Consider the following 25,715-nt stretch of genomic DNA (forward strand, 5'->3'; position numbering starts at 1 on the left):
ACGCGCGCCGTCATCCGCGACTGGCGGTCTCGCGGAGCAGCGCGTCAGTCTCGGGGTCGGGCATCAGCTCCCGCACCTCCTGGGCGCAGCGGCAAGCGGCGGCGATCTTGCCAGCCCACGCCTGCGCCTCCTCGCGGGTGGCCACGTCGACGACCGCCAACCCGCCGACGACCTCCCTGGTCTCCGGGTAGGGGCCGTCGGTGACAGTCCCGTCCGTGGCCACGATCGTCGCCCGCTGCCTCTCCAGTCCGGCGCCGAACACCCACACGCCGGCGTGCACGGCCTCCTCGGTCACCGCGTGCGCGGCCTTGCCCACATCGGGCCAGTCCTCGGCGGGGATGTGGTCCATGGCGCCGTCGTCGAACGAGATCAGGTACCGCGGCATGCCCAGACTCCTTCGTCCCGGCGGCCTCTGCCGACCGCCTCCTGCCTGTACTACGAACGGCTCGCCCCGGATTCGACGCTACGCCAGAACGTTCTCACCTGACCTCTGTGGCTCGGGGTTACCGTGTGGGAGATCGAAGCAGGGGAGGGGTGGCACAGGCGATGACGGCACCCAGGCCGGGACGGCAGGTACGAGGATCGAGCACCGGACGGCCACCGATGACCGTCCTCGGCGCCACGGCCTGATGCCCGGCCCACGGCTGATCGTGGTGGATGCCTGCACCCGCGATGGGCGAGGTGGCAGCCCCACCGCGGTCGTGATCGACGACACCACCCGCACCGACGACGAGCGACGCGCTGTCGCAGCGACCGTCGGCACCTCCCACACCGCGTTCGTCGATGGCAACAGTGCGGCCCCGCCCCGCGTACGGTTCTTCACCAGCGAGGGCGAACTCCGTAACTGCGGCCACGGCACCATCGCCGCGCAGGCCGTCCTGCTGCACCGCTCGGGCGGCACCCAGCGCCACGGGTACCAACGCACCGGTAACCGAACCGTCGCCGTGACCGCCGCCCGCCGGCCCGAGGGCATCGCAGTCTGGTTCGAGCAGGGCGTCATCGCGCTGCGGGACCACGCCGAGCCGGGCGGCAGCGCCATCATCGCGGCCCTCGGCCTGACGGCTGGCGACATCGCCGACGACCTGCGGGTCGCCTCACCCGGCACGCCCCGGCTTCTCGTCCGTGTCCAGGAACGCCGGACGCTGTCGGCGATGCGGCCCGACTTCGCCGGGCTGGCAGCCGAGTGCCGCCGGCTCGGCTATCTCGGCTGCTTCGCCTACGCGCTCTCGCCGTCCACAGGACCAGCCACCGCCCGCATGTTCGCCCCCGCCATCGGCGTCGACGAGGACATCGTCAACGCCAACAGCGTCGGCTGCCTCGCCGCCCACCTGCTCGACACATCCCGTACCAGCCAGATCGAGGTGCACCAGGGCGACGCGCTCGGCCGCCCGTCGGCGGTCTTCGCCACCGCGACACACACCCGTGACGGCATCGTGGCCAGGATCGGCGGTCTGGTTCGCCACCCGCAGGCCCCGCCATCCGTTCCCCGCACCGGTGTCACCCCCGCCCAGTAGCCTGCCCGGGCTTTTCCCGACAGCATCACCGAGCTGGCCCGTCGAGCCCGCACAGCACCGCAGCCCACAAAAGGTTCCTGGATCAGCTCGACCCCGCCGGGCACCGCGCCGAGGAGTTGGCCGCCCACTTCGAGGAGATGGGGATGGCCTTCGAGGAGAGCGGCACCGTCGGTCTGGACGGGCTAACGCTGTTGCGCGACTGCATCTCCGACCTCAACGATGACCAGGTTCTGCTGCTGCGCCTCGGCTGAGGCCGACTCGACTCGGTCCATTGGCCGCTGGTGGCTGGAGGCGGACAGCGCAGGATTACCGGACTGGAGGCGCGGTCGGATGAGGTCGAGGCTACGCAAGCTGCACGTCGACGGTCGGACGCTCACCTGGAAGGCCGACATCCGCGACGCGTTCGATCGCGATGGTCGTCTTCATCGCTGCATCCGAGTCCGGGTCTGGGGAGCGGGGAAGAACGGCCGTGCCCTGCAGGTCGACGTGACTGAATGGCCTTACCCGCCGACGCCCTGGGAGGAGAGGTACGCGTACCCGACGGCGGAGAACGTCCGTGAACTTGCCCGCTACGCCATGAGCGTTGGCTGGACGCCCGAAGCGGTCGGCGGCACCTTCCGAATCGTTTCCGGCGCGGACGTCGCGCTGCCCGGACTTGCCGTCACTGATCTTCTGTCGACCGCGGACCTCTCCGGACCCACTGCCGGTCAGCTCTACCCGGTCGGCGAGGAGCACGATGGGCCCGCCAGCGTGGCCATCGACGCCGACGGCACGATCAATCTGCTCTTCGACGACAGGGTCAAGAGGATCGGCCCTGGTCTGACCGGCCCGGGCCGACTGCTCGAGGGTGAGGACGCCCCGGCGGGGCACTGATGGCGACAGGCAAACCACCAGGCCCAAACAGGCGCGAGGGCCCACCCTCCGCGGAAGGCAGGCCCTTGCGTCCGTCGTGGTCAGGCTGCCGGAACGACGATCGCGACGCCGGTCACCGCTTCGCCCGCCTTGGTACGCAGCCGGGTCGGATACTCGACGAGGTCGTCCCCGACGCTGTAGTAGAGCCTGATGTCCTGCGAGTTGAGGCCCGTCATCGTGAACGTCCCGTCAGCCCGGACCCGCGGGCTGACGCCGGCATAGTCACCGGTCGACGCGTCCACCGCCTGGATGGTCACGCACGTGACGCACTGGCCCGCGGGCACGGTGACCGTGCCGCTGATGGTGCCCGTGGCGACCAGGCTGACGTCGAGGGTGGTGCTCTGCCCGGCGACGACCCGGACCGGGGTGGCGGAGGCCCGGTTGGGGGCATTCCCCGACCAGGTCCACGCGTGCTGGCCGCCGTACGCAGGGAATGCGAGCTTCCACTCGTAGGGGCCCAGCATCGTGATGCTGTATCGGCCGTCGTCGTCAGTGCAGTACGAGTTCGCACTCGGGCCGTACGAGGACGGCGGCGCGGTGGCCGTCGGGCAGACACTCCGCACGCCGTTGCCGGTCGCGGCGTCCTTGACCACACCGGCGACCGTTCCCCCAGCGTCCAGCTTGGCGGTCACTTGGACGTGCTCTCCGGCCGCCGGTCGAAAGACCCGGGCCGCAGCAGGGTCACCCGTCCCGACGCCGGTCGTGGACACCCATTGAGCCCCGTGCGTCCCGTCGTACGGCGCCACGAAGAGCCGGAACGCGTCTTCGGCGAAGAGAGTGTCGTACTCGACAGACGAACCGCACTGCCCGTTCTGGCCGACGTCGGCGCGGACGGGGTCGGCCAGCGTGACACAGGCGCCGTCAACGGGGTCACCGGTCACCGCGTCCACGAAATCGACGCGCAGGTGCACGGACTTGACCAGCAGGACCGTGGTGCTCACCGTCCTGCCTTCGACCACCTCGGTCGGGCCGAACAGGGCGTTGGCATAGACCTTGTTCGGGTCGTAGCCGCCGCCGCGGTACGTACCGACCGGCAGGTCGCGCAACCGGGCCCGGCCGGTGTCATCCGAGCAGGTGGTGTGGAAGTTGAGCGGACCCTCCTGTGGGTACCAGCAGAAGTTGACGACGGGCTTGCGGGTGACCGCGTCGAGCGCCCGTACCGTCAGGTGCCCCACAGGTGGTCGGGTGAGGTTGACCTGCGTCGTCTGGGTGGCGGAGACGGTCAGCGGCTGGGCCTCGTACTCTGAGTTGGCCCCACCGTTGAACAGGACCTGACCACTGGGGAAGGTGAACTGCACCGTGTAGGTGGAACCGGTCTCGACATGGTCGAAGCGGTAGCGCCCCTTCGAGTCAGTACCTGTGTCGGCCACCGAGTTACTGCCGCGCCGCAACTGAACGTTGACGTTGGCGATGGCGGCACCCGTGCTGCTGACGACCCGACCCGCGACACTGCCGTACTGAATGGGCATGAGCGGGACGCGCAAGGTGGCGGGGACCGTTATGGGGTCCGCCTCCCACTGGTTCTGGTGGCCGTTGAGCCACTGCTCGACGTAGCCGTCGGCCATGACCTGCACGATGTACTGGCCGGCTGCCGTGTCCGGAAAGGCGAACCGCCCCTGCGAGTCGCTGTTGGTGAAGTTCCAGCCGGAGCCGTCCTGCTGCTGGATGACGATTCCGGCGCCGGAGACCGGGGCACCCGTCACCTTGTCGACCACAACGCCGTCCAGGCCAGCGGAGCTGGCTGCGCCGGCCGGGCCGGTCAGGCCCGTGATGGCCACCATTGTGGCGACCGCTACTGCGCCGAGAATGCGCAGCGCCTTACGCGTCATATTTCCCCGTTTCTTGAGCTGGACGCGTCGAACCAGGACACCCGGCGGCGCGTCCCCAATGGTGTGTGGGTGAAGATACCAACGACGACCGACAGATGTAGACCGACTTTGACCGTGGCCGGTCCAACGGCGTCAGACCGATGATCCTCGATCGGTCACTGTCAGGACGCCGCGAGCAGTCGGATCTCGCAGCGGACGCGACAGGCGCAGATTGCGGTCTGGCAGCGCAAACATCTCTCGATATCTCACACCCCTGCCCCACCGTCGGTTGACCTCTTGCCGACTAGGGCCTGTTTCATAAGGGCGGTCGAGCCGAGGCGGAGTCCGGGCGGCGATCCGGCAAGGCGCGGTTTCGTTCGGATACCGGTGTTGTATCCGGACGAAACCGCAACGCCGCCGGTCGTCGTCCGGGCCCGCCGCAGGCCGGCCAGTTCTTATGAAACAGGCCCTAGATGCGGACTGCCTGATCCGGAGGACTGCGGGCAGGCATCGGAGTTGCGAACATGGCCTGATGGAGCAGGTGAGCAGTCGAGTCGTCTATCGCAACCCGTGGATGACGGTCCGAGAGGATGTCATCCGGCACCCCGATGGAAGCCCAGGAATCTACGGGGTGGTGGAGAAGGCCGACTCCGCCCTGGTGCTGCCTCGGTGGGCTCGCGGATTCTGGCTGGTGGAGCAGTACCGCTACCCGGTTGGTCGACGCGCGTGGGAGTTCCCTCAGGGTAGCTGGAGTAGCGGCGGCAACGGCGAACCAGTGGAACTCGCTCGACAGGAATTGGCGGAGGAGACGGGGCTTGCCGCCGAGGAGATGTCCCATCTCGGGCACCTGTTCGAGGCATACGGCTTCTCGACCCACGGCTTCGATGTCTACCTCGCGACCGGCCTGAGCGAAGGCGCTCCCGACCGCGAGATCAGCGAACAGGACATGCAGCATCGGGCCTTTACCGATGAGGAGATTGAGCAGCTGATAGTCAGCGGGCAGTTGGTCGACGCGCCCTCCCTTGCCGCGCTCACGCTGTATGGCCTTCGGTCTACTCGCGGGTGAACAAACTCAGTGCGATCAGGCAGGTGAGTTAAAGGCCGCTGCCGGTGTGGGTGGCCGAACGCCTCGTCGGGGCAGTCGTGCCCGCGGTGAGTGGGTCGATCCGGCTCTCGTGCAGCTCAAGCCGTCGACTCGCCAGCGGTACGGCGGTCTGCTGCGGCGGCAGGTGCTTCCGGTGTGGGAACGGACTTGTGCCCTCCACCGTTCGGCAAGCCGAGCTGGCGGCGCTTTGGGTGCGACGGGTGGGCTGGTAAAGCGACGGCTGCTGGTCGCGGGGTCGGTGACGGAGGTCAACGGTCGGGCGGTGTTCGGTACGCCGAAGACACACCAGCGCCTGCCGGTGCCGCTCCCCGGTTCCTGGTCGAGCCGATCGCCACGCAGATCACCGGCCTGACCCCGCACGAGCTGCAACACACGGCGGCAAACCTGGCGGTGGCCGAGGGCGCCAACGTCAAGGCGACGCAGCGGATGCTCGGAAACGCCTCGGCGGCGACGACGCTGGACGTGTACGCGGACCGGTTCGAGGACGACGTGGACCAGGTGGCGGACCGCCTTGACCGTGCGGCGGGTCGTGCAGGCTGACCAGGGAAAACGGCTGGTGGGGCGGGCGGGACTCGAACCCGCGACCGAGGGATTATGAGTTCGTCGGAAGGTACTGCACCCCCCTGCGTAGCCTGCGTTTTCGTACTTGTGTGCAGTGCCATGCAAGGGGGTGCAGTACACCCTGAAGTACACCCTCCGCCCACCACGGAGAGCAGCGATCAGTCTCCGGCCTGGTCCTGCCGCGGCAGCGTGTCCGCGTCGACCAGGCGGCGCGCGATCGTCCGAGCGTCCTGTATCGCCTGCGGGTCGAGACCGGTCCGCATGGGCACGGTGTCGCCGACCCCTCCCACGGCCGCGGCGCCGAGGTACCGGTGGCCGATCGGCGGCTGGTGCGCCGTCGGCAGGTACGTCACCCGGGACTGCGCGACCGCGGCGGTGAGCGCCTGCACCTGGGTGGTCAGCTCCGCCACCCGGTCCGAGAGCACTGTCACCTCCGCCCGGATGTCGGCCCGCTCCGCGCGTGCTTCCGCGCGTGCCTCGGTCATCTCGGCCGCAGCGTGCCGGTGAAGGCGATCCTCTGACCCGCTCATCAACCAGGCGATCGTCCACCCGCAGCCGCCGATGACCATCAGGCCGGCGAGGATCGCGTACAGACCGCGGGCGATCCACGCGCCAGTGACGTGTTCGAACAGGCAGGCGAGGGCGCCGGCCGTGAGCGAGACGGCGAAGAGTACGCAGTAGGCGGTCTGAGTGCCCCCCGACCTGCCCGGCGGATCGGTGTTCTGTTCAGGTCCCCACGTGTTTTCCATCGTGGGAGTCTCGTGGATGGGACAGGGGGTGAGGCAATGATCACCCGCCGCATCTTGCAGATGGTGAAACGTTGCCGCGTCAACGGTTAACGTGCCCGTCACATCCGGGGAAGATCCATCGACCGATCAGGCCGTCAGTCCGCCCGGAAGGTCAGCCGGTACCGATGTGCCGCGTACAGATCCTGCAACCCGTCCGGGTGCGTCACGACCAGCAGCGGCACGCCCTCGGGCACCCCGTACATCCGACGTTCCTCCGGCGTCGGGTTTCGCGCGGACACCCACGCCCCCACCTCGACCATCACCGGCTCCGGCTCGACACCTGCACGAACGACGACGCCGCGGCCGCGCACCGCCTCGGCCAGGCCCTCGTTTCGGAGCTGCTGCACAGCCGCCCGGGCAGTGATGGGACTGACGTCGTACGTCTGGCTGAGGTCCCTTTCGGACGGTATCCGGTCACCCGGTCTGAGCTGCCCAGACCTGATCCGGGCGCGCAGGATCTCGGCCACCTCGTGCCGGCCGACCTGCTCCTGATCCGGGCTCACCGCCGCAGGCTAAGCGGCGCTACACATAGGGGTGGTGGGGTACCTGAGTACCGCAGTCCGCTCCCGACCGTCACTGCTGCGGTACGGTCAGACATGGCAGGCCCGCCGGTTGTAGCGGTCGGCGGGCCGCCGCCCAGACCGCTACCTGGGGGAGACCACCATGGAGCCGACCATCGGCGAGCACCTCGCTCGCATCCGCCGCGAGTCCACACTGACCCAGGAGCAGCTCGCCGAGCAGGCTGCGGTCAGCGTCGAGACCATCAAGAAGCTGGAGCAGGGCGTGCGTAAAAGCGCCCGCATCCCTACCCTGCGCAAGTTGGCCCGCGCCCTCGGCGTCCCCACCTCGGCGCTGATGGGCTCCGCCGCCCACGCCCAGGCGATGCGCGAACCGCACGCCGAGCCGCTCGGCCTCGTCGGGATCCGCCGCGCCCTCGCGCCCGCCCGCGGCCTCGACGGCCAGCCCGTCGGCCCCCGCCCGCCCGTCGACGGCGACCTGCCGGTGGAGCACGTCCGCAACCTGATCGCCGACGCCAACCGCGCCTATCACGCCAACGACTACGCCACCGTCATCAGCAGCGTCCCCCTGGTCCTCGCCACCGCCGACGCGCTGGTCGAGCGGTCCGGCGCCGGCGACGACGGCCAGGTCGCCCTCGGCATCGCCTCCTACGCCTACCAGCTCGCCGGCCGGCTCCTCATCCAGCTGCGCCAGCTCGACCTCGCGCACATCGCCCTGGACCAGGCCGGCACCTACGCGCGGGCCGCAGACGACCAGGTCGCCGGAGCGAGCGCCACCGCGCACCTGTGCTGGCTGCTGCTGCGTACCGGCCGGATCGCCGAGGTGGAGGATCTCGCAGCCCGCACCGCCGACACCGTCGAGCCGCGACTGTCCACCGCGACGCCCCGCGCGCTGGCCGCGTGGGGGGTGCTGCTCCTCAAGGGCGCTGCCGCCGCGGCCCGTAACGCCCGCGAGGACGACGCCCGGTCGATGCTGACTCTCGCGGCCGCCGGCGCCGGGCAGCTCGGTGACCGGCTGACCCAGCCTGACGACCCGGCCGATCGGTTCTTCGTCGACGTCGCCGGCAACGACTTCTCCGGCAGCGGCGTGCAGCTGATGCGGGTGGAGACGGCGGTGATCGCGTCCCAGCCGGACCGGGCCCTGGATCTCGCCCGGGAGGTGACCGACTCCCCGCAGGTGACCCCGTCGTCGCGGCAGCGGCACCGCCTCGACGTGGCGTGGTCGTACGTGGAGACCGGCCGGCCGGCGGACGCCACTGCGGTGCTGATGCAGTTGCGGGATGTCGCGCCGGCGTGGCTGCGGCAGCAGCGGTACGCGCGGGAGATCGTCCAGTCAATCGCTGACGGTCGGCGGAGGGCGATGTCGGCTGATCTTGCGGCGTTGACGTCGCTGATGGACCGCCAGGTCTGACGCGGCTGGTACGCCCCGCACCCCTTTCGGTCGGGCCGGTGGCACGTGGTACGTGAGGTACCTGGATACCTCACTTCGCACCCGGAACTCTGAGGTCAGGACGCGGTAACTCACCGTCGAACAGCGGTGAGCCGCGCCCCTCGGAGCGAGGGAGGCGACACCGTGCACATCGTCCAGAGGCTGCGGCGGCTGCTCACGTCCACCCCACCGCGCGTCCCACCCGGTACCGGGCAGCGCTACCAGACCGTCGAGCAGGAAGCGGCCAAGGCGCGGCTCATCGCGCTGGCGCACCACCGCGCCGGCGGCCGCCACTACGACGGGCCGACCCGGTGACCGCCCGGACGATGCCTGGCCCGGGCGCCCGGGTGTCGGTGCGGCCCACCGAGTGGCAGTCGAGCCCCGGCATTGAGGGCCAGACGTACCACGACATCGTGATCGTGTCCGTCCACGAGTCCGACGACCCGCGGTTCGCGTGGGTGTACGGGCACGGCCCGGAGTGCTCGTGGGAGTCGTCGGACTGCGCTCGCCCGTTCTGCTTCGAGGTGCTGGTCAGCGTCGACGTCCTGGCCGCCGTGGCGGCCGGTGAGCGGCCGTGACCGCCCCGGGCCTGGTCCAGCCGGCCGTGACCACCCGGACGCCGCCGGCGGCCGCCGCCACGGAGGCGCGGTGGCGGCGGACCCTCGCCGAGCACCAGGCCGTCGACGGGCGCTGCCCGCGCTGCAACAAGCAGGGCCGCTGCTGGGAGTGGGCGGAGGCGTTCGGTCAGCTCGTCGCCCACGACCTGCTTCTGCCCAAGTAGACCACCCCTCGCACGACCACCGGCCGTACCCGACGGCCGGCTGAGGAAAGGAGCACCACCATGTCCCAGCTCAAGTTCGTACGCCCGAACCGGTGCGACAACTCCGGCCCGAACTGCGTGGAGGTCGCCGTCGACGCCGACCTCAACCGGGTCGTCCGGAACTCGCAGCGGCCGGGCGAGCAGGTCAAGTTCGACCAGGGCGAGTGGGCGACGTTCGTCGCCAGCGTGCAGGCCGGCCAAACCTTCTAACCCATGATGGAGGGGCCGATCGACACCACGCCCGGTCGGCCCCTCCCGCAAGGCCCGTCGCGCTGCCTGGGCTGCATGCCCCGGATCCTCGCCGAGTCGAAGCACGATTGCGTCGGCGACAGGATCCTCGCCGAGAACCTGGGCTGGTGGTGCGACTGCGCCGAGCCGGAGTGCCGGCGGCGGCAGGCTGGCGAGTGGCCCGCCGAGCCCTCGCTGGCCGAGCGTTCCCGCAAGCGCGGCATGGGCCGCCCGAAGAAGGTCCCCCTGCTCGACCCGCCCTGACGGTCCCGACGACGAAGCGCCCCCACTCACCTGGGCTACAGGTGAGTGGGGGCGCTTCCGTGTCCGGGCTACTTCTCCGGCTCGCCGGCCTTCTTCATGACCGCGCTGCGCCGCAGCTGGTACGCGCCCCTGGTGGACAGCGGCTTGTACCGCCAGCCCGTACCCTCCGCGCCCCACTCCTGGGTGCGCTGCTCTTCGTCCTGCAGGGACCGCTGCACTTGACGTGGCGAGATTTCCAGCAGCTTGGCCGCCTCGGCCGGGCTCACCCACACGCTGCTGCTCAACCTGCGCTCCCTGCTCCGACGCCGTTCATCTGGGGATGATCTCACGCCAGACACGCCGGTGATAGCCACGTCGACACGCCGTGACTGTAACGCCAGTTGCGCCAGGAGTGCCAGACGCGCCAGGATGGTCGGCATGACCCTGTTCCGTCGGCGGCTCGACGCCGCCGAGATGGCCGACGTCGCTCGCGTCGAAGACGAACGGCGCCGCCTCGACGCGCAGTTCGCCCGCGACCAGGCGACCGCGAACCGGGCCGCCCGCCGGCAGCTCGAACGCGAGCAGGAACGCGCCGAGCGCAAGCGCCGCAAGGCCAAGGCCAAGGCCCGAGCCCGCCGCCGGCGCAAGCTCGCCGCCGTCGCCGACTCCGCCCGCACCGTCGGCCCGCTGCTGCTCGTCAACGCGGCCGCCGTCGGCGGGCAGACCGCGTACGCGTTCACCCGCACCCCCGTCACGTGGAACCCGCTGATCCGCGCCGGCGTCGCCCTGGTCTACGCCGCGACCGTCGAGTCCATCTCCCTCTACGTCAACTGGCACGCCCACGACGCACTCCTGCAGCAAGCCACCGGCACCGCCGCCGAGATGCGCCGCCGCGCCTACCTCATCGCCGCCGTCGTCGCCGCCATGAACTACTCCCACTTCGACGGCGAACACTGGACGCCGACGCCGTTCGCGGTCGGGTCCGGGATGGCGTCGCTGCTGTCGCCGTGGCTGTGGGGCCTACACACCCGCCGCGCCCAGCACGTGCAGCTACTCCGCAAGGACCTGGTCGACGAGACCGGCGCGATCTTCGACCGCAAGCGCCGCCGCGCGTTCCCGGTCAGGACGTGGAAGGCGGAGCGGTGGTCGATCGAGCACAACGTTCGCGACCCCCGGATCGCGTGGTCCGGCTACCACGCGCACCGTGACGCCGAGCGGGCGCGCCGTACGGGCGGCCGGCTGCGCACGGCGTGGTCGGCGCTGCGCGGACTGCCCGCCGCCGCCGTCGACGAGGCCGACCCGGGCATCCAGCTCTGCAGGCAACTGGAGCGGCAAGTCGCGGGCGCCCGCCGTGCGTCCGACATCGCCGGGGCTCGCCTCGCTTTGGGTCATCGGCCGCTCGGTGTATGGCCGCCCCCGGCCGCGCCGGGCAGCGCGGTGCCCGCGACGGGCAGCGTGCCCGCGGGCAGTCCGGAGCTGCCCGGCCGGGTGCCCGCGACGGTGCCCGCTCCCCGTCAGCGGCAGAACGCCATCAACGCGCGGGTCGACCCGCCGGCCGTCAGGCCGTCCACACCACCGCCGCCCGCCACCGAGGCGGACCGCTGCGCGGCCGCATACGACCAGTACGTCAAGCAGCACGGACGCGCGCCGTCGGACCGGAAACTGGCCGCACTCGCGGGCACCGGGAAGACGTACGCCAACGAATGGAAGCGGTCGCGGGCAGCAGCCCGCACCAACGGGAAGGACTAGAGATGTTCCGCCGACCCATCCTGATCTGCGCCGGGCTTGCCCTGGTCGTGATGTTCGCCAGCAGCTCATTAACGGCCGTGACCTTTGCGAAGGTCAGCCTGGCGTTCTGCGCCTTCTATCTCGTGTCCGACGCGATCTCCCGCACGAAGTAAGCACCCGGGGCGCGGCCTACGCCTGGACAGCCAGCCGCTCCCCGGGACCCTCCCCGAAGGAAGGAACCCATCATGACCACAACCCACCAAGTCAGCGGCCAGGTGCCCGCCGACTCGCCGCTGCGGGCACTCGCGGGCAAGACCGTGACCGCGCCCGCGGGCAACCCGTCGGAGGTCGCCGCCAGAGTCACCGAGCTGCGCCTCGCCCACGTCGACCCCGTCGTGCTCCCCGTCCGCCGCGTGCCGTGGACGCCGATCGTCGTCACCGGCGCGGTCGTGGTGCTCGTCGACGTCGCCGTCGTCCTCGCCGCCATCCTCGCCCGCCACACCCTGATCGCGTGGACCGCCGCCGGCGTCGGCGTCGTCCTCGGGCTGCTGCTCCTGGTCGCCTGCATCCACCTGGAGATGGACCGCTGATGGCCACGCAGAAGTTCCGCCTCCACATCTTCGACGGGCAGTACGAGGTGCTGCACCACCAAACCCACGAACTGTTCCTCGACCTCGACGTGCCCGGCTACGAGAACACCCTCGACCGGCACCTCTGGGCACTCACCCGCGACGCCCGAGCGGCGAACGAACCGATGGACAGCCCGCGCATGGAGGTCCGCGACGCGGCCACCGGCACGGTGGTCCGGAACTGGACGACGACCTGATGCTCACCGCGCTCCTGGCGGCCGTACCGACGCCCACCCCGTCACCGAGCCCGACACCCGGGCCCGGTGGCGGCTCCTTCGAGATCACGCACACCATGTCCCCGACGACGGTTGCGATTCTGCTGCTGCTCGCCCTGCTCATCGACTGGATGTCGGTCGGCCCGAACAGCCTGCGCGACCGGCTCGCGTTCATCATCGCCGTGCCCACCATCCGCGAGGGCTTCGACGGCAGCCCACTCGACCAGTGGACCGTCGAGACGCTCAGCAAGCTGGTGCAGAGCTTGCTCGACTCCACCGGCGGCGCGTACATCGCTGGCGCCAGCATCAACTTCGTCCTCGGCGCCGGCATCGCCCTTCTGTGGATCTACGCGGTCGGGTGCATGCTGCCGATCAAGTTGAGCAAGAAGTTGGGCCGGTTCGCCACGCTCTCGTTCCCGGCGTCCGGGCTGCGCAGGCTCAACGCGCCGCTGTGGATCGTGGCGATCCTGCTCGGCCTGATGTCCGACCTCCCCGGCGGCTTGGTCGGCGACACCGCGCGAGCGCTGATCGACGCCGCCGCCACGCTCGTCGCACCCTGGCCCGCGATGCTGTTCGGAGACGCCTGATGACCATCATGCTGATCGCCGCGAGCAGTGAACCGGACCGCGGCTGGGGAGGGCCGATCGCGCTGCTGGTCGCCGGCGCGCTGTTCCTGCTGTTCATCGGGATCCAGGAGTACCGGGACCCCTCCCCCACCGAGGATGAGGGGAGTGGTGTCAAGGTCAACTCGCAGGTCAGCTCGGTGCCTGACACCGATGACACCGGCCGTGACACCGGCTGGTTCGGGCGGATCGTCGAGCGCGGCGGCCGCCGAGTGCGAGTGGTCGACGAGCTCGTCGACGACGAGCTGGACCTGGACCTCGACGACGACGAAGAGCCGGAGACCATCGAGGCGGCGGTCGCCCGGCTCGTGGATGCGCGCCAGCCGTACATGGAGATCGTGCGGCACCTGATGACCGTGCACCGGGTGTCGGAGCGGACGGCGAAGCGCCGCATCCGGGAGTACCGGCAGGCGGCATGAGTCACGGTAAGACGAAGTTCAGATACACCTGGGTCGCGAGCCGCGAGAACTGCACCGCCGAGCTGCACGAGACCGGCCGCGTGTGCGAGAACTGCGACACCGACCAGGTGTGTGAAGGCTGCGGAGACACCATCCCGGCCGGCAAGAAGTTCCGGTACTGCACCGACAACGGTGAGGTCGTCTGCAAGAAGGAGTGCCAGAAGCGGGCCAGCGAGAAGTGGGGCGACGACTACTGCTGAGGCGTTGCGCCGGGCGAACGGGTCCGGACACGCAGAAACGCCCCACCCGGCCGGAGCCGGGTGGGGCGTTTCGTTGTAGGCGGCGGGCACCCTGGTCGGTTACCGATCCCTCTCGGGCGGCGTGCGTGTTCCAGCTTTGGTGCGGCTGGCGGGCAGGACCTCAGCGGTACCGCGCCTGACCAGAGGTTGCCAGCCCGCGGGCAGGCTGGCAACGGACGCCGTGTGTGGCCGGCTCAGCGGCGCGAGAAGGTCTCCGGCTCGCCCGGGTCGGTGCCCGGGTCGGTCGGCTCGGTCGGGGTGTCCGAGCCGTCCGCGTCCGGGGTCTCCGCCCGGAACGCGGCCAGACCCGACGTGAGGGCGCTGACAGTGGAGACCACCCGGTCGGCCGCGGCCTGCGCCTCGGCGTCACCCTCGGGCACGCGGTTGACGATGATCCGCACGTCGTCCTGGAGGCCGGACAGGGCGGTTACGGCGGTGGTGAGCTGCTCGTTGGCAGCGTCGAGTTGCTGGGCGAGGTCGGACACGATGGGCTCCATTCGTCGGATTCTTGCGGGCATCTGGACCCAGTCGCGGGCCCAGGTGATCAGGGGGGTGAGCACGGCGTCAGGGGCGGGCTGAGGCCGAGGGGATCTCGACCAGCGACGGGCTGTTCGGCTCGCCGACGCCCACCGACACGATCGACGTCAGCAGTGACAGGACAGCGGCGCCGACCGCCACACCGCCGGCGAGCGGGAAGTCGGCGTGCAGCACGTTGAATCCGTCGAGGGCCCACAGACCCAGCAGGGCCTGCGCGGCGCTCTTGCCGGCGCGCTCGGCGGCGGACTTCCAGAACTTCATGGTGAACACGAGGTGCCTCCTTGGGTACGGTCGTCGGATGGTGCATGTGCCGTCACTGCCGGCCGCTGACCGGCTCGTACTGGCCGGGCTGTCCGGCGTCGCCGGCCGGTACGGCACCGGCAGCGACCGAGACACCCCACGCGACCAGGCCATCGCGGCGGTCCGTGAGGTGTCGACTGATCCGCGGCTGCTGGGCATCCAGGCCGGCGTCGCGCTGGCCGACCCGCAGGGCATCAGCGGGCCGACGGTCGAGCTGCTCCAGGCGGCCGGCGCCGACATGGAGGTCGCCGCGGCGCACGCGGCCGAGGTGCGGGCCCGGTTCGAGCGGGCCGGGATTCAGTACGAGCGGCCGCCGGAGTAGCTACCGGCGCGCGGCCGGTTCGTGCTGTGCTCGGTGCAGAAGCACGCACCGCCAGACGATCTGCACGACGAGCAGTGCGAACGCCACCAGCACCACGACGTCGCGGCCCGGGTAGCCCGGCCAGATCCGCGCCACGACGATCAGCGTCATCAACAGGCCCAGGTCGGCGGTGAACAGCATGACGTGCCGGCCGCCTGCGTTGTGCCGCCAGTCCCCGCCCGTCGTCCACCAGAACACGACGACGAAGTACCAGCAGGCGCCGGCGCCGACCGCCGCCAGGACTGTCGTTAGGTCTCTCATCTCGACCCCCGCAACGCTGAAGTGATCATCGGGCCGAAGTGGTTGCGGCGGCGCAACTCGACCAGCTTCGCGGCCACCGCGTCGACCGTGTCGTCGTCGGCGCGGGCCCGCTGCAGGCTGCGTTCGGCGTCCGCCGCCCGGTCGCGGGCCGCCTCGGTCTCGGGGGACGGGCCCCGGCGTCTACGCCACCAGGTCATCGCGGCCCGCCTCCCTCGCCAGGGACTGCAGCAGCTGCACCGTCAGGTCCGACTGTGCCAGCAACTTGTCCACCTGCTGACCACGTACCCGCAGCTCTTCGTCGCGACTCGCGAGCGTCTCCTGCAGGTGCGTGATCTGCTCCGCCTTGTCCCGGATCCGGTCCTCCAAGACCGGGCGGGGCAGCAGACGGCCGGTCAGGATCAGCAGCACGACCAGCGACAGGAGGCCGACGGGACCGACCTTGCCGGCCAGCTCGGCGACCGGCACATCCACCGGGTCAGTCCTGCGGTGCAGTGGCGCCGGCGGGTAGGAGCTCGCGCAGCTTGACGAGCACCTGCTCGGCGGTCAGCTCCCCGGACTCCATTCGCCCGAGCAGGTCGGCGACCTGGTCCAGCTTGCCGGACAGGTCGGCCAGCTCGGTGGCCGTCTTCGCGTCGCGCGCCACCTCGGCCGCGGCGACCTGGTCGACGCGGGCCAGGATCGCCTTGGTGTCGAGGCCCTGCACCGCGCCGAGCACAGCGGCCTGCATGGCCGTCATCTGCTTGCCGAGCGCGACGAGTGAGGGGAACGTCTGCTTGTGCTCCTTGCCGAAGACCTGGTCGGTGCCGTCGGTGATGCGGGTGTAGACCTGCCCGATCGGGTTCCGGCCGTCCATGACCGTGAGGTTCTTGTGGACGGTGGCCAGCCAGTTGTGCTCTTCCGGGGTCATGTCGTCGTCCTCCAGGAGTCCGATGGAGCTGAGGTAGCGGCGGAACAGGGGCCGCTGGTCGCGGCCTGCCTTGATCGCGTCGCGGAAGAAGCTGAAGTGGGTGTGCCAGCGGTGCGAACTGTCGCCGCTCGACCGCTTCCCGAGGCGATCCCACCGCTTCACGGTCGTGCCGTCTGGGCTGTAGATGATCTCGCGGATGTCCCGGGTGTCCGGCGCGTTCGCGGCGCACTGCCCGACGCACCAGAGCGAGAAGCTGGGCAGGGTGTGCGTACGTCCGGCGGAGCGAACCGAGAAGCCACCGACGTCCAGCGCCGCCGCGTCGAGCGTCAGGCCGGCCCGGTCCCGGGACGACTCGACCACCGAGTAGTCGTTCGTCACCACCCGGTCGGAGCCGCAGTGGTAGCCGCCCCGGTGGGCCGGGTCGCCGACGATCCCGACCTCCGCCGGCTCCAGGTCGGCGGGGCGGTCGCTGTTCGGGTCGACGTTGAGGTGAGCCAGGAGCAGGCTACGGACGGCCTGCAGGTTCGAGGGTGCTCGGGTCACTGATTGATTCCCATCTGCTCGCACGGCGTCCAGTTGGGGACCGCCCCGCCCGGCCGGCGGCCGGTCAGTCCGCACGGCAGCGGAGCCGACGGCGGAGACACCAGCGACGCCGCGATCGCGTTGAAGATCAGCCGCGCCATCACCGCGTAGCCGCCCTCGGTCGGGTGGACGCCGCAGGCGTCGAGGTACCCCTCGGGGATGGACTGCAGGTCGATCCAGCCCGGGACACGCTTGCCGAACTCGTCGACGACGCGGACGGCCCGGTAGATCGCATCGTTCACGCGAGCCTCGGACGCCGGCAGCCAGCTCGGGCTCGGGCCGGGCGGGGTGGTGCACGCCGGCGTCGCCCGGCCCGCGCTGTACTGCACCCACGTCGGCCAGACGACCACGTCCGGGTCGAGGTCCAGCGCGGTGTCGAGCAGCGCCCGGTACGTGCTCTCGAACGCGGCGACGGTGTCCGCGCTGGCGTTGTCCAACCTGTTGTTGGTGCCGCAGTTCAGGATGATCAGGTCGGGCCGGTGGGTGGTGACCAGGCTGGCCATCCGCGACGTCCAGTAGCCGCACGTCGTGCCGCCCATGGCCGCGACGACCATCCGGTTCGGGATGCAGGCGGCGTCGAGCAGTCGGCCCAGCTCGGCCCGGTAGCCGGCCGACACCGACCCGGCCATCGTCGCGCCCTCCGTGATCGAGTCGCCGATCGTGAGGATGACCCGCTCCGCCGGCGCCGGAGACGGACACGTCACCGCCGCGGCCGCCGACGTCGCCGGCGGAACACCGGCCGCCGCGGTGGCCACCAGCACCACCACGGCCAGGGCGACGACAGCACGGATCCGAACCATGAACACCTCCAGGCATGAAGACGCCGCCCGGCGGGCGGTCAGCCCGAGCCAGACGGCGGAGAAGGAAACGGCCGCCGTGGCGGCCGGGGCGGGTCAGGCGGTCCAGACGCCGCCGATGGTCGTGCCGATGACGCTGCGCACCTGAGCGCGGTACTCGTAGGCCACGCCGGACACGGCCCGCCAGTCGTCGACGACCGCACCGGGCTGCAGACCGGTCGCGATCCGCACGCCCAGCTCTGGGTCGCTGACCCGTACCCGCACCTCGTCGACCCACATGACGTCGCCGGACGCCGGGACGCTGTCGATCACCGCGCACAGGGTCATCTGCGTGGCGTTGGCCGGCGCGGTCGCGGCCGCCCACCGGTAGTCCCACACGGTCGCGGCGGGCGCCGGCTTCGCGATCCCGTTACGCGCGGAAAGGAACGTCCCGCCGGCGTTGTACCAGCGGAACTGCGCCAGGAGGTCCCGGGTTGCCACGGACGCCGTCGCCCACAGGTCGAGGAAGTAGGTCACACCCGGCTGGCACGGCATCTTGATGGTCTCGACGTACGAGCCGAGCGGATCGGCGCCGGTAGAGGTCAGCTGGTACGACCAGGATCCGCTGTGCGCCCGGGTAGTCGACCTGGCGGCGGTGCCGGCGTTCGGCGTACCCCAGCCGGACATGTCGGCCGTCTCGAAGTGCTCTTCCCGCAGGTACGGGTAGAGGATCGGGCGGCGGTACACGTCCTGGCTGGCGACGGCCGGCTGCAGGCCGACGGGCGTCGGGTTGGTGATGGTCACCCGGTTGACCCCGAGGTTCGGCAGCGGTGTCACGGTCAGCGTGGCGACGGCCGGCTCGACGAAGTCGACGCTGAAGTTCCGCTGGATCTCGTCGGACGCCAGGCCCTTGAGGTTGCGGGTCTGGACGAACGCCGTGTACGAGAACAGGTCGCCGAGCGCGAAGTCCGGGGTGTAGCTGGTGGCGGTGCCTGCCACCCAGCCGGAGTCGTGAACCACCTCGGAGAGGATCTGCAGCCGCACCCGGTACGCGGTCTGCTCTGCCACGGTCCAGCTGATCGTGACACTGTCTGTGGTCAGCACCTGAGCCACCGTCGGGGCGGTGATCGTCGGGTTGACCTTGCCGGACGGGATGACGACGAACGCGTCGGAGTAGACGCTGGCGAGGTCGCCGCTGTCCCAGTACTTGACCCGGTAGGAGTGCGGCGCGTCGCTGGTCAGGCCCCACCCGGAGGCGAGGCTACGGGCGGTGGTGCCGCCAGTGTTCTTCACCTCCGCCGCCTGCCACGTGGAGTCCGAGGCGCGGAAGTACGCGAGCGCGCCGGCGCCGATCTGGCGGGACAGCGCCCACGCGATCTGCGAATCGGCCGGGTCGGGGTCCGAGAACAGCCAGTCCAGGTTCAACGCGGCGCTGACGTTCGCTGCGCTGCCGTTGTCGACTCCGATGGCGGTCAGGTCCCACACGGGCGTGTTTGGTGCGTACGACAACACCTGGTGGGTCGACACGATGGTGTTCGGCGAGCCCGAGTGCGCGGTCACGACGTCGTATCGGGCCGACCCGGCCGACTCGTGACGTACCCCGTAGTTCTGCCCGGCGCTGCCGAGGATCGCCGTGCCGGTGACGGTGCCCCAGCTGGTCCACGTGCCGCTCGCCCGGACGAAGTCGACGTAGTAGAGCAGGTTGGTCGACGTGCCGACGGCGAAGATTCTGAAGTCGCGCGACGTCGAGTTGTACGACAGCGTGCAGTTGCGGACCACGCCGGTCGGGTGAACCGGCGTCGACCGCCAGGTGGTGCGGGTGTTCGAGGCGTCCCGCTCGGCGACGAGGACCCGGTCGGTCATCCCCGCGTCGGGGTTGGGGATGGCCATCAGGAAGACCTTGCCGTCCCAGCGGCCGGGGATCGCGTCGACGCCGGCCAACCCGGACTTGAGCAGCACCGTCGACGACGGGCCGGCGAACGTCGACCCGTTCCACGGCAACTTCACGACCCTCAGCTCCTGGCGGCCGAACACGCACCAGAGGTGCGGGATATCCGCGCCCTTGCCGGTGCCCCAGTGCTCGATGTCCATCTGCGGCGTCGACCGGCCGGCGGTGCCCGGGTACATCCACTGCCGCTTGCCCGTGATGATGCTGTTGTTGCGGGTCAGCGTCCCATTGGCGGCCTGGTCGACGCCGTGCAGCGTCACGCCCAGCAGCCCGCTGAACGTGGTGCCGGCGGCGACGACGACCCGGGCAGTGCCGTTCGCGGGATTGCCGACGACCGTCACGTCGAGACCGGTGTGGATCGACCCGGCAACACCGCCGTTGGCCGGTTCGCTGATCTGCAGCGGGTTGCCGGCCGAGAACGTCAACGCGTTGCCGATGCACCGGCGCACCCAGAGCCGGTCCTGGTTCGTCTCCGACGTGCGGTAGGCGATCCACAGCTCACCACCCGAGGTGATGTGCAGGCCCGAGATCTCCTGCACCGTCGTGGAGATCGTCCACGACCCGGCCAGCGCCCAGCTGGTGCCGCCGTTCGTCGACCGGTAGTAGCTGACGCCATCCGACGCGTTGTTCAGCACCACCGTCCACAGCACACCGCCGACGTCCTGCCGGTCGATCCCGGACACGCCGGGCGGCTGCAACGGGTTGGACAGAGTCGAGGTGGCAACGGAACCCATCCTGCGGACCTCCTAGATCGCGAGAGCGTGGGGGAACTTGGCCGGTACGCCCGGGACGCGCCACAGCTCCAGGTACCGGGCGGCCGTCGTCGTGCCGATGTGCCGCACCGTTCCGACGGAGTTCTGCGCGGTCAGCGCGATCGTCTGCTCGGACAGGGGCGTCGACGCTGTCCGGACCAGGTACTTGCTGAGGTGGGTCAGCGGATACTCACGGGTGTCTGGCGCCTGCGTGTGCCCGAGCGTCCCCCAGTCGACGAGGAAGCTGCTCGCGCTGTTTCGGATCCGCCACAAGGTGGCGTTCGCAACCGAGGCCACGTACTTGCCGCCCACGACCACCTTGTAGACCACACCGGGCTCGAAGGTCAGGCCGCTCAGCGAGATGACCGCACCCTCACCCGGGCCGACGTTCGCCGAGTCCGACGCAGCCCACGCCACATCGACCAGGTCGTCGGCCGGCGTGAACGCGGCGACGACCACCCAGTCGCCCTCGATGAGCTGCAGGCACGCCCGATCACCCGGTCGGCCCTTCACGCTCGCCGGGATCTTCATCGGCGTCTCGACGCTCGACCCATCCATCCGGACCGTGCACCGCGACGTCAACGGATCCCGCGACACCAAGGTGCCCACCCGCGCCGGCTGCGGCGGCGCCATCGCCCGGATCCGCTCGTCGATCGCCCGGTTCAGCTCTGCGTCGTACCTCATGGCAGGGCCGTCCATTCGTGGCTCATCAGCCCGCGGCCGAGCGGCAGCGTCCACTGGGTGGCCATCGTCTGCATCGGCGGGCCGGCCGCCGGGTCGACCACCAGCAGCCGGTCGAAGTGCCAGTGCAGCGGGTTGATCGCTGTGGCCGGGACGTAGACGGTGGGCAGCCGCATGTCCGCGTCGATCTTCTCCTGGGCCTGCTGCACGAGCGACGCGTGATCGGCGGCGTCCAGCCCCTCCATCCGGGTGATGACCCGGCCGCGTGCGTCGACGGACGTGTCGCCGGTCGACTGGTTGACGTACGTGTACATGCCGTTTCCCTCGACCGGCGGCGCGGCCTCGATGTCGTTCCTCCTGTAGAACACCCACCGGTTAGGCGCGTCCCAGATGTCCCGGTCGAGGTTGCGGTCCGGGGCGATCGTCGACCGCAGGCCGTCGGCCTCGTACGTCCACTCGGCCGGCCGCAGCCCTGGCGGCTGGTAAGGGTGGCAGCGCGGCCGCCCTTCCCAGTCCGACCAGATCCCGGCGTAGCCGACAGCCGCGAGCAAGTCGTTGACGACGGTCAGCCATGTGAGCCGGTCGTCGAACGCCCACACCTTCGGCGACGGCAAGACCAGACCGGCGGCGCCGCGATCGATGATGTACTGGACGAACCCGCGCTCGATCAGGATGTCCTCGACCGCCGTCAGGTAGCTGACGCCGCTGTCGATCGCGTACGTGTCCCCGACCGGATCCTGCAACGCCTTGAGGATGTCGTAGCCGGCCACGTCGTACGTCGGCGGCCGCGTCCGCAGGTTCCGCCGCGGCGTCGAGGTGAAGTACGCGCCGAGGTTGAACCGCGCGCTGAGCTGGCCATCGGCGATCGTCATGTACGGGCGGACGATCGCCCGCCCCCAGTCCAGGTCCGTTGAGATCGGCAGCTTCGCCGTGCCGTGCAGTTCCGCGTACGAGTTGCGCGACACCGATCCGCCGAGCTGCAGATCAGCGGAGATGTCCGCCAACACCGTCAGCGCCTGGTCGACCAGCTCCAGCCCGTACCCGAGCGTCAGCGCGGGCGCGTCGACGATCAGCGCCTCCACCTGCTCGGCCGTCAGCGCCTCGCGCGGCGACGCGGTCAGCGGCTGCACGTCACACCCCCTCTGCGGCGGTGATCGTGCGCAGGGTCAGCGCGACGTCGTACCAGTACGCCGCCGTCGGACCAGGCGCGACCGGCGGCTCCGACGGCATGACGGTGAAGAAGACGCCCGTCCACCGTTGGCCCCGATGGTCACGGACCAGGACCGCGACGCCCATCCAGTCCCGCAGCTTGCCGACCGTGGCCAGCGACACCCGGCGCAGCGTCACTCCGAACGTGCCCCGCTCGCCTTCGGTGGCCACCGCGCGTTGCCGGCCGCCGGCGAACGTGATCACCTCGCCGTCCTGCTCGTACTGCTGCGACCGGTCCACCGACCCGGCCGACACCGCCTCGCCCGTGTCGAGTCGGTTGATCCACACCCGGTCCAGAATCAGCGTCGCCATGGTGTGACCTCCGAATCAGCGTGTGAGCGTGCGGCCCTGGGCCCGGCCGAGCTGCCGGGCCGAGGACACCGACCCGGTCAGGTGCTCCCCGACACCGGGCGCGACCCGATCCACCGCGGCGACCAGCTGCCGCAGGAGGTGGTGCACTGTCGGGTCCGCGCCGCCGATCGCCGCGGCGGCCGGAGCGACGGTCGACGCGGACCGCGCCGGCCCGGGCGACAGCTGCATGGTTGCGGCGCCGGTCTGCGGGGCGAAGCTCTGCCAGCCGCCCCACCAGTTCTCGATCGCGTACCCCACCAGGGACCGGGTGCGCGCCATGTCCCCGTACCGCGGTGCGAACAGCTCGCCGCCGGTGGCCGGTTCCGCCCAGGCGTAGCGGGCCGGGCCGGCCGGCTGGGCGACCTGCGCCTGCCGCAGCAGACCGACCGCGGCGTGCTCGTAGACGCCGCCGCGCTCGTTCTTGAGGATCGTGCCGCCCGGCACCTTCATGTCGCCGGTGCTCGTCCACCTGACGGTGCCCGAGATGTAGATGTGCTTGTCTTTCAGCTCGTTGATCTTCGCCTTGAGCGCGTTGACCGCCGCCTTGGCCTCGCCGGTGCTGGCCCAGAAGGGCACCGTCTTCGACGGCGGCACCGACCTCACGGCGAAGTTGAAGTCCTGCGCCTGCGCGGTCGCCTTCGTCGCGCCCGGTGCCGACACGTCCGTCGACACCTCGCCCGGGATGCTGCGGTACTTGCCGATCAGCTCGTCGACGGCCTGCTTGTTGAAACCCAACTGGAGCAGCGTCCGGCGCAGCCCGTCGATGTCCTTGACGTACTTACCGTTGGCCTCGTCGAGCGTTGCGCCGTGATCGATACGAGCCTGCCGCAGGTCGTTGATCCGGTCGATCTGTTCCAACACCACACCGATGTTGTCCCGCCCGGCCTGCTTGTTGATGTCGAGGATCCGGGTGCCCGACTTCAGTTCCTCGCTCACGTCGGCGATTCCCTGCTTGTACTTCAGCAGGGCGGTGTCGACGTCCATCCGTTGACCGAACAGGCCGTCGAACGCGGCCTTCAGCTCGTCGACCTGCTTCGCCGCGTCGCTCGCGGACTGGCCCACCGCACCGACCTGCGGCGCCGCGTCACCCGAGGACTTCCCGGCCGTCTCCACCGCGGCCGCGTACTCCGGGAACAGGGCACGCAGCTCGTCGACGGTGACGCCGTCCTTCGCCGCCGCCGCGGCGAGCCGGTCGAACGCGGCCGCCGCCTCGTCGGCAGCGCCGCCAGCGACGAGCTGCGAGAACGCCTGGTCCATCGCCGCGACCCGCTCCTTCGTGCGGGTCAACGAGGTGTTCGTGCCGTCCAGACCAGGTATGACCGCCTCGAAGGTCTCCTGCATGCCCTTGGTCCACCGGCGGCGGGTGTTGTCGCTGTCCGCGAGGAACTTCAGACCCACCGTCAGGTCCGCCATGTCGCCGCCGAGCACCCGCGCGGATTCGCCGGCGAGCCGGCCGCTGGCACCCCACTCGGACAGGCCCTTGGCCATGGCGTCGATCTGCGGGTTCAGGTCACTCTGCATCGCCCCGACCGCCGCGCCCGCGATCTCGAACGCCACGAACGCCGCCGTCGCGCGTCCCAGCCACTTCGTGGTCGTCTCCAGGCCGCGCGCTGCCCGCTGGCCGCCCGGGCCGACCGCGCGCAGCTCGGTCAGCATGTCGGCCGTCGACCGGCGGGCCTTGACCAAGCCCGCGCCCAAGAGCAGAGCGCCGCCGGTGACGCCAGCCATCACCGTGACCGTGGAGCCGAGGGCGGGCGGCAGCTCGCCGACTTCGTCGACCAGCGCGCCGACCGACTGCACCAAGATCCGCAGACCGCCGTTGGCCCCGGACCCGGCCTCGATCGCCATGGTCTCCAGCGAGCCCTTGAGCTTCTCGACGTCTCCCGCGAGGTTGTCCATCTTCTTCGCGGCGGTCTCTGCGGCGGCGCCCTGGTCGTCGACGGCCTTGACGTAGTCGGCCAGCTTGTCCGCACCGACCTCGTAGAGGACGTTCGCGGCGCGCATCGCGTCGGCACCGAAGATCTGCGCCAGGGCCGCGTTGCGCTGTTCCTGGGTGAGTCCGCCGAGCTGCCGCTGCAGCTGCCCGGCCAGATCGACGGTGCCGACGAAATTGCCGTTGGCGTCGTACGCGTGGATGCCCAGCTCTTCCATCAGCGCCGACGCCTTGGCGGTCGGGGCCTGCAGCATCATCAGCATGGTCTTCAGCGACGTGCCGGCGTCCGAGCCGATCAGCGCCCGGTCGGCGAACGCCGACAGCGTGCCGACCGTTTCCTCGAGCGACAGGCCCGCGCCGGACGCGGCCAGGCCACCCTGCTTGATGGCCTCGCCCAGCTCGTGGACGTCGGTGGCGCTCTTGTTCGCCGACGCGGACAGGACGTCGGCGATGTGCCCGACGTCCTTGCCCTGCAGCTTGAAGACGTTCATCGTCTTCGCCGAGACGTCGGCCGCCTCGGCCAGGTCCAGCGACCCCGCCGCCGCCAGGGCCAGCGACCCGGTCAGTGCGCCGCCGAGGATCTGCGACGTGGACAGGCCGGCCTTCGCCAGCTCGGCCTCCGCCTTGGCCGCCTCGGTGGCGCTGAACGCCGTGTCAGCGCCGGCCTGCAGAGCGGCCTGCCGCAGCCGGTCGAGGTCCTTACCGGTCGCGTTACTGACCGCCGACACCTCGCTCATCTGCTTGTCGAACTTCGCGGCCGCGCCGACGGCGAGAGCGAACGCCCCGGCCAGGCCGAGGCCCATCGCGGCCGCCTGGTCGGCCACCGCGTCGAGCCGGCCACGCTTCGCCGCCTGGTCCAGCTCGGCGACAAAGCCCTTCGTGGCGGTCCCCGCCTGCCGCATCCCCGACATGTAGCCGCTGACCTCGGCGGTGAGCTTCACTCCCACGGTGCGCAGCGTCACGAGCCCATCCCTCCCGATCTACGGACCCGCCAGATCCGGGCACCACCGACCACGTCCTGCGTCGTCGCCGCTTTCTGCGCCTCCAGCAGCGCCAGGCGGGCCCGGCACACCACCCGGTCGGCGACGAACTGCGGCCCGGTTTCCTCGTCGCTGGTCGTGTCCACGTACCGCTGGCCGCAGCCACACGGGCAGAACTCCGCCCGGTACAGGGCCAGGGCGAGGACCTCGGCCCGGTCCTGCTCCGTCCACTCCGGCTCTCGGGTCGTCACCGACCGCACCAACCGGCCGCGCCGGTCGTAGTGGTGGCGGGTCGTCTCGACCGGCTCCCGGCCGTCGA

The 25,715-nt window shown here is 70.6% G+C and carries 36 protein-coding genes; 18 read left to right on the plus strand and 18 right to left on the minus strand.

Annotation, left to right across the window (positions count from 1 at the left end; genetic code table 11):
* Positions 1 to 10: 10 nt before the first annotated feature.
* Positions 11 to 385: a YciI family protein gene (locus tag OOJ91_RS13520; protein ID WP_266244931.1), complete on the minus strand. Its 375-nt coding sequence runs from the start codon at positions 383 to 385 to the stop codon at positions 11 to 13.
* A 244-nt stretch (positions 386 to 629) separates the two neighbouring features.
* Here OOJ91_RS13520 and OOJ91_RS13525 point away from each other — a divergent pair, with 244 nt between their 5' ends.
* Together OOJ91_RS13525 and OOJ91_RS13530 are read left to right on the plus strand one after the other, a co-directional pair.
* A complete protein-coding gene (locus tag OOJ91_RS13525; RefSeq protein WP_266244932.1) occupies positions 630 to 1,514 on the plus strand; it encodes a PhzF family phenazine biosynthesis protein in 885 nt (294 codons plus the stop codon).
* A 486-nt stretch (positions 1,515 to 2,000) separates the two neighbouring features.
* Positions 2,001 to 2,387 carry a hypothetical protein gene (locus OOJ91_RS13530; protein ID WP_266244933.1) on the plus strand — a complete coding sequence of 129 codons (387 nt, stop codon included), beginning with the start codon at positions 2,001 to 2,003 and terminating at the stop codon, positions 2,385 to 2,387.
* A gap of 80 nt (positions 2,388 to 2,467) precedes the next feature.
* Here the strand turns inward: OOJ91_RS13530 and OOJ91_RS13535 are convergent, their stop codons facing one another.
* The gene (locus OOJ91_RS13535) at positions 2,468 to 4,255 is read right to left on the minus strand and encodes a carboxypeptidase-like regulatory domain-containing protein (protein WP_266244934.1); all 1,788 of its coding nucleotides are present in this window, start codon (positions 4,253 to 4,255) and stop codon (positions 2,468 to 2,470) included.
* Between the two features lie 511 nt (positions 4,256 to 4,766).
* Between OOJ91_RS13535 and OOJ91_RS13540 the strand changes: the two genes are divergently transcribed.
* Together OOJ91_RS13540 and OOJ91_RS13545 are read left to right on the plus strand one after the other, a co-directional pair.
* The gene (locus OOJ91_RS13540) at positions 4,767 to 5,300 is read left to right on the plus strand and encodes an NUDIX domain-containing protein (protein ID WP_266244935.1); all 534 of its coding nucleotides are present in this window, start codon (positions 4,767 to 4,769) and stop codon (positions 5,298 to 5,300) included.
* Between the two features lie 174 nt (positions 5,301 to 5,474).
* Entirely contained in the window at positions 5,475 to 5,879 is a 405-nt protein-coding gene (locus OOJ91_RS13545; RefSeq protein ID WP_266244936.1) for a hypothetical protein, read from the plus strand.
* Positions 5,880 to 6,058: 179 nt separating this feature from the next.
* Here OOJ91_RS13545 and OOJ91_RS13550 read toward each other — a convergent pair whose 3' ends face one another.
* On the minus strand, positions 6,059 to 6,649 hold the full coding sequence (locus OOJ91_RS13550) for a hypothetical protein (RefSeq protein ID WP_266244937.1): 591 nt from the start codon (positions 6,647 to 6,649) through the stop codon (positions 6,059 to 6,061).
* 134 nt (positions 6,650 to 6,783) lie between these two features.
* Positions 6,784 to 7,191, minus strand: coding sequence for a winged helix-turn-helix domain-containing protein (locus tag OOJ91_RS13555; protein ID WP_266244938.1), 408 nt, complete (start codon positions 7,189 to 7,191; stop codon positions 6,784 to 6,786).
* 160 nt (positions 7,192 to 7,351) lie between these two features.
* On the opposite strand from OOJ91_RS13555, the gene OOJ91_RS13560 reads away from it, so the two are divergent.
* From OOJ91_RS13560 to OOJ91_RS13585, 6 genes are all read left to right on the plus strand, one after another.
* Positions 7,352 to 8,617 carry a helix-turn-helix domain-containing protein gene (locus tag OOJ91_RS13560; protein ID WP_266244939.1) on the plus strand — a complete coding sequence of 422 codons (1,266 nt, stop codon included), beginning with the start codon at positions 7,352 to 7,354 and terminating at the stop codon, positions 8,615 to 8,617.
* A gap of 162 nt (positions 8,618 to 8,779) precedes the next feature.
* Complete coding sequence (locus tag OOJ91_RS13565; protein ID WP_266244940.1) at positions 8,780 to 8,950, plus strand: hypothetical protein; 171 nt, start codon at positions 8,780 to 8,782, stop codon at positions 8,948 to 8,950.
* Entirely contained in the window at positions 8,947 to 9,213 is a 267-nt protein-coding gene (locus OOJ91_RS13570; protein WP_266244941.1) for a hypothetical protein, read from the plus strand. The genes OOJ91_RS13565 and OOJ91_RS13570 overlap by 4 nt, the downstream gene beginning before the upstream one ends.
* The gene (locus tag OOJ91_RS13575) at positions 9,210 to 9,416 is read left to right on the plus strand and encodes a hypothetical protein (protein ID WP_266244942.1); all 207 of its coding nucleotides are present in this window, start codon (positions 9,210 to 9,212) and stop codon (positions 9,414 to 9,416) included. The genes OOJ91_RS13570 and OOJ91_RS13575 overlap by 4 nt, the downstream gene beginning before the upstream one ends.
* A 60-nt stretch (positions 9,417 to 9,476) precedes the next feature.
* The gene (locus OOJ91_RS13580; protein WP_266244943.1) at positions 9,477 to 9,665 is read left to right on the plus strand and encodes a DUF397 domain-containing protein; all 189 of its coding nucleotides are present in this window, start codon (positions 9,477 to 9,479) and stop codon (positions 9,663 to 9,665) included.
* A 3-nt stretch (positions 9,666 to 9,668) separates the two neighbouring features.
* Complete coding sequence (locus tag OOJ91_RS13585; protein ID WP_266244944.1) at positions 9,669 to 9,947, plus strand: hypothetical protein; 279 nt, start codon at positions 9,669 to 9,671, stop codon at positions 9,945 to 9,947.
* A gap of 68 nt (positions 9,948 to 10,015) precedes the next feature.
* On the opposite strand, the gene OOJ91_RS13590 is transcribed toward OOJ91_RS13585, so the two are convergent.
* Complete coding sequence (locus OOJ91_RS13590) at positions 10,016 to 10,231, minus strand: hypothetical protein (protein ID WP_266244945.1); 216 nt, start codon at positions 10,229 to 10,231, stop codon at positions 10,016 to 10,018.
* Between the two features lie 133 nt (positions 10,232 to 10,364).
* On the opposite strand from OOJ91_RS13590, the gene OOJ91_RS13595 reads away from it, so the two are divergent.
* The 7 genes from OOJ91_RS13595 (at position 10,365) to OOJ91_RS13625 (ending at position 13,779) form a co-directional block, all read left to right on the plus strand.
* Positions 10,365 to 11,675, plus strand: coding sequence for a hypothetical protein (locus tag OOJ91_RS13595; RefSeq protein ID WP_266244946.1), 1,311 nt, complete (start codon positions 10,365 to 10,367; stop codon positions 11,673 to 11,675).
* A 2-nt stretch (positions 11,676 to 11,677) separates the two neighbouring features.
* Positions 11,678 to 11,827 carry a hypothetical protein gene (locus OOJ91_RS13600; RefSeq protein ID WP_266244947.1) on the plus strand — a complete coding sequence of 50 codons (150 nt, stop codon included), beginning with the start codon at positions 11,678 to 11,680 and terminating at the stop codon, positions 11,825 to 11,827.
* A 72-nt stretch (positions 11,828 to 11,899) separates the two neighbouring features.
* Positions 11,900 to 12,244: a hypothetical protein gene (locus OOJ91_RS13605; RefSeq protein WP_266244948.1), complete on the plus strand. Its 345-nt coding sequence runs from the start codon at positions 11,900 to 11,902 to the stop codon at positions 12,242 to 12,244.
* Complete coding sequence (locus OOJ91_RS13610) at positions 12,244 to 12,480, plus strand: hypothetical protein (RefSeq protein WP_266244949.1); 237 nt, start codon at positions 12,244 to 12,246, stop codon at positions 12,478 to 12,480. The genes OOJ91_RS13605 and OOJ91_RS13610 overlap by 1 nt, the downstream gene beginning before the upstream one ends.
* Positions 12,480 to 13,085 (plus strand): hypothetical protein, encoded by a 606-nt coding sequence (locus tag OOJ91_RS13615; RefSeq protein WP_266244950.1) that lies wholly within the window; start codon positions 12,480 to 12,482, stop codon positions 13,083 to 13,085. Before OOJ91_RS13610 ends, OOJ91_RS13615 begins: the two co-directional genes overlap by 1 nt.
* Entirely contained in the window at positions 13,085 to 13,540 is a 456-nt protein-coding gene (locus OOJ91_RS13620) for a hypothetical protein (protein ID WP_266244951.1), read from the plus strand. Before OOJ91_RS13615 ends, OOJ91_RS13620 begins: the two co-directional genes overlap by 1 nt.
* On the plus strand, positions 13,537 to 13,779 hold the full coding sequence (locus OOJ91_RS13625; RefSeq protein ID WP_266244952.1) for a hypothetical protein: 243 nt from the start codon (positions 13,537 to 13,539) through the stop codon (positions 13,777 to 13,779). Before OOJ91_RS13620 ends, OOJ91_RS13625 begins: the two co-directional genes overlap by 4 nt.
* A 233-nt stretch (positions 13,780 to 14,012) precedes the next feature.
* Here OOJ91_RS13625 and OOJ91_RS13630 read toward each other — a convergent pair whose 3' ends face one another.
* Positions 14,013 to 14,315, minus strand: coding sequence for a hypothetical protein (locus tag OOJ91_RS13630; protein WP_266244953.1), 303 nt, complete (start codon positions 14,313 to 14,315; stop codon positions 14,013 to 14,015).
* 67 nt (positions 14,316 to 14,382) lie between these two features.
* Entirely contained in the window at positions 14,383 to 14,616 is a 234-nt protein-coding gene (locus OOJ91_RS13635; RefSeq protein WP_266245394.1) for a holin, read from the minus strand.
* Between the two features lie 37 nt (positions 14,617 to 14,653).
* Between OOJ91_RS13635 and OOJ91_RS13640 the strand changes: the two genes are divergently transcribed.
* Entirely contained in the window at positions 14,654 to 14,977 is a 324-nt protein-coding gene (locus OOJ91_RS13640; RefSeq protein ID WP_266244954.1) for a hypothetical protein, read from the plus strand.
* On the opposite strand, the gene OOJ91_RS13645 is transcribed toward OOJ91_RS13640, so the two are convergent.
* From OOJ91_RS13645 to OOJ91_RS13695, 11 genes are all read right to left on the minus strand, one after another.
* A complete protein-coding gene (locus tag OOJ91_RS13645; RefSeq protein ID WP_266244955.1) occupies positions 14,978 to 15,277 on the minus strand; it encodes a putative phage holin in 300 nt (99 codons plus the stop codon). It lies immediately after the preceding gene.
* On the minus strand, positions 15,274 to 15,474 hold the full coding sequence (locus tag OOJ91_RS13650) for a DUF7620 family protein (protein WP_266244956.1): 201 nt from the start codon (positions 15,472 to 15,474) through the stop codon (positions 15,274 to 15,276). Before OOJ91_RS13650 ends, OOJ91_RS13645 begins: the two co-directional genes overlap by 4 nt.
* The gene (locus tag OOJ91_RS13655) at positions 15,458 to 15,748 is read right to left on the minus strand and encodes a hypothetical protein (RefSeq protein ID WP_266244957.1); all 291 of its coding nucleotides are present in this window, start codon (positions 15,746 to 15,748) and stop codon (positions 15,458 to 15,460) included. The genes OOJ91_RS13650 and OOJ91_RS13655 overlap by 17 nt, the downstream gene beginning before the upstream one ends.
* A gap of 4 nt (positions 15,749 to 15,752) precedes the next feature.
* On the minus strand, positions 15,753 to 16,727 hold the full coding sequence (locus OOJ91_RS13660; RefSeq protein WP_266244958.1) for a hypothetical protein: 975 nt from the start codon (positions 16,725 to 16,727) through the stop codon (positions 15,753 to 15,755).
* Positions 16,724 to 17,566 carry an SGNH/GDSL hydrolase family protein gene (locus OOJ91_RS13665; RefSeq protein WP_266244959.1) on the minus strand — a complete coding sequence of 281 codons (843 nt, stop codon included), beginning with the start codon at positions 17,564 to 17,566 and terminating at the stop codon, positions 16,724 to 16,726. Before OOJ91_RS13665 ends, OOJ91_RS13660 begins: the two co-directional genes overlap by 4 nt.
* Before the next feature lie 93 nt (positions 17,567 to 17,659).
* Positions 17,660 to 20,224 carry a hypothetical protein gene (locus OOJ91_RS13670; RefSeq protein WP_266244960.1) on the minus strand — a complete coding sequence of 855 codons (2,565 nt, stop codon included), beginning with the start codon at positions 20,222 to 20,224 and terminating at the stop codon, positions 17,660 to 17,662.
* Positions 20,225 to 20,236: 12 nt separating this feature from the next.
* The gene (locus OOJ91_RS13675) at positions 20,237 to 20,926 is read right to left on the minus strand and encodes a hypothetical protein (protein ID WP_266244961.1); all 690 of its coding nucleotides are present in this window, start codon (positions 20,924 to 20,926) and stop codon (positions 20,237 to 20,239) included.
* The gene (locus tag OOJ91_RS13680; protein WP_266244962.1) at positions 20,923 to 22,053 is read right to left on the minus strand and encodes a hypothetical protein; all 1,131 of its coding nucleotides are present in this window, start codon (positions 22,051 to 22,053) and stop codon (positions 20,923 to 20,925) included. The genes OOJ91_RS13675 and OOJ91_RS13680 overlap by 4 nt, the downstream gene beginning before the upstream one ends.
* 1 nt (position 22,054) lies before the next feature.
* Positions 22,055 to 22,444: a hypothetical protein gene (locus tag OOJ91_RS13685; protein WP_266244963.1), complete on the minus strand. Its 390-nt coding sequence runs from the start codon at positions 22,442 to 22,444 to the stop codon at positions 22,055 to 22,057.
* Between the two features lie 15 nt (positions 22,445 to 22,459).
* Positions 22,460 to 25,378, minus strand: a complete 2,919-nt coding sequence (locus OOJ91_RS13690; protein ID WP_266244964.1) for a phage tail tape measure protein — start codon at positions 25,376 to 25,378, stop codon at positions 22,460 to 22,462.
* Positions 25,375 to 25,647 (minus strand): hypothetical protein, encoded by a 273-nt coding sequence (locus OOJ91_RS13695; protein WP_266244965.1) that lies wholly within the window; start codon positions 25,645 to 25,647, stop codon positions 25,375 to 25,377. The genes OOJ91_RS13690 and OOJ91_RS13695 overlap by 4 nt, the downstream gene beginning before the upstream one ends.
* Between the last annotated feature and the right edge of the window lie 68 nt (positions 25,648 to 25,715).

The organism is Micromonospora lupini, from assembly GCF_026342015.1.
Taxonomy (GTDB): domain Bacteria; phylum Actinomycetota; class Actinomycetes; order Mycobacteriales; family Micromonosporaceae; genus Micromonospora; species Micromonospora lupini_B.

Excerpts from the sequence above, each read along its gene's own strand:
- OOJ91_RS13520 (WP_266244931.1), bottom strand. The coding sequence starts at position 385 with ATGCCGCGGTACCTGATCTCGTTCGACGACGGCGCCATGGACCACATC.
- OOJ91_RS13525 (WP_266244932.1), top strand. The coding sequence starts at position 630 with ATGCCCGGCCCACGGCTGATCGTGGTGGATGCCTGCACCCGCGATGGG.
- OOJ91_RS13535 (WP_266244934.1), bottom strand. The coding sequence starts at position 4,255 with ATGACGCGTAAGGCGCTGCGCATTCTCGGCGCAGTAGCGGTCGCCACA.
- OOJ91_RS13540 (WP_266244935.1), top strand. The coding sequence starts at position 4,767 with ATGGAGCAGGTGAGCAGTCGAGTCGTCTATCGCAACCCGTGGATGACG.
- OOJ91_RS13550 (WP_266244937.1), bottom strand. The coding sequence starts at position 6,649 with ATGGAAAACACGTGGGGACCTGAACAGAACACCGATCCGCCGGGCAGG.
- OOJ91_RS13560 (WP_266244939.1), top strand. The coding sequence starts at position 7,352 with ATGGAGCCGACCATCGGCGAGCACCTCGCTCGCATCCGCCGCGAGTCC.
- OOJ91_RS13580 (WP_266244943.1), top strand. The coding sequence starts at position 9,477 with ATGTCCCAGCTCAAGTTCGTACGCCCGAACCGGTGCGACAACTCCGGC.
- OOJ91_RS13585 (WP_266244944.1), top strand. The coding sequence starts at position 9,669 with ATGATGGAGGGGCCGATCGACACCACGCCCGGTCGGCCCCTCCCGCAA.
- OOJ91_RS13595 (WP_266244946.1), top strand. The coding sequence starts at position 10,365 with ATGACCCTGTTCCGTCGGCGGCTCGACGCCGCCGAGATGGCCGACGTC.
- OOJ91_RS13600 (WP_266244947.1), top strand. The coding sequence starts at position 11,678 with ATGTTCCGCCGACCCATCCTGATCTGCGCCGGGCTTGCCCTGGTCGTG.
- OOJ91_RS13605 (WP_266244948.1), top strand. The coding sequence starts at position 11,900 with ATGACCACAACCCACCAAGTCAGCGGCCAGGTGCCCGCCGACTCGCCG.
- OOJ91_RS13610 (WP_266244949.1), top strand. The coding sequence starts at position 12,244 with ATGGCCACGCAGAAGTTCCGCCTCCACATCTTCGACGGGCAGTACGAG.
- OOJ91_RS13615 (WP_266244950.1), top strand. The coding sequence starts at position 12,480 with ATGCTCACCGCGCTCCTGGCGGCCGTACCGACGCCCACCCCGTCACCG.
- OOJ91_RS13620 (WP_266244951.1), top strand. The coding sequence starts at position 13,085 with ATGACCATCATGCTGATCGCCGCGAGCAGTGAACCGGACCGCGGCTGG.
- OOJ91_RS13625 (WP_266244952.1), top strand. The coding sequence starts at position 13,537 with ATGAGTCACGGTAAGACGAAGTTCAGATACACCTGGGTCGCGAGCCGC.
- OOJ91_RS13630 (WP_266244953.1), bottom strand. The coding sequence starts at position 14,315 with ATGGAGCCCATCGTGTCCGACCTCGCCCAGCAACTCGACGCTGCCAAC.
- OOJ91_RS13635 (WP_266245394.1), bottom strand. The coding sequence starts at position 14,616 with ATGAAGTTCTGGAAGTCCGCCGCCGAGCGCGCCGGCAAGAGCGCCGCG.
- OOJ91_RS13640 (WP_266244954.1), top strand. The coding sequence starts at position 14,654 with ATGGTGCATGTGCCGTCACTGCCGGCCGCTGACCGGCTCGTACTGGCC.
- OOJ91_RS13645 (WP_266244955.1), bottom strand. The coding sequence starts at position 15,277 with ATGAGAGACCTAACGACAGTCCTGGCGGCGGTCGGCGCCGGCGCCTGC.
- OOJ91_RS13650 (WP_266244956.1), bottom strand. The coding sequence starts at position 15,474 with ATGACCTGGTGGCGTAGACGCCGGGGCCCGTCCCCCGAGACCGAGGCG.
- OOJ91_RS13665 (WP_266244959.1), bottom strand. The coding sequence starts at position 17,566 with ATGGTTCGGATCCGTGCTGTCGTCGCCCTGGCCGTGGTGGTGCTGGTG.
- OOJ91_RS13670 (WP_266244960.1), bottom strand. The coding sequence starts at position 20,224 with ATGGGTTCCGTTGCCACCTCGACTCTGTCCAACCCGTTGCAGCCGCCC.
- OOJ91_RS13675 (WP_266244961.1), bottom strand. The coding sequence starts at position 20,926 with ATGAGGTACGACGCAGAGCTGAACCGGGCGATCGACGAGCGGATCCGG.
- OOJ91_RS13685 (WP_266244963.1), bottom strand. The coding sequence starts at position 22,444 with ATGGCGACGCTGATTCTGGACCGGGTGTGGATCAACCGACTCGACACG.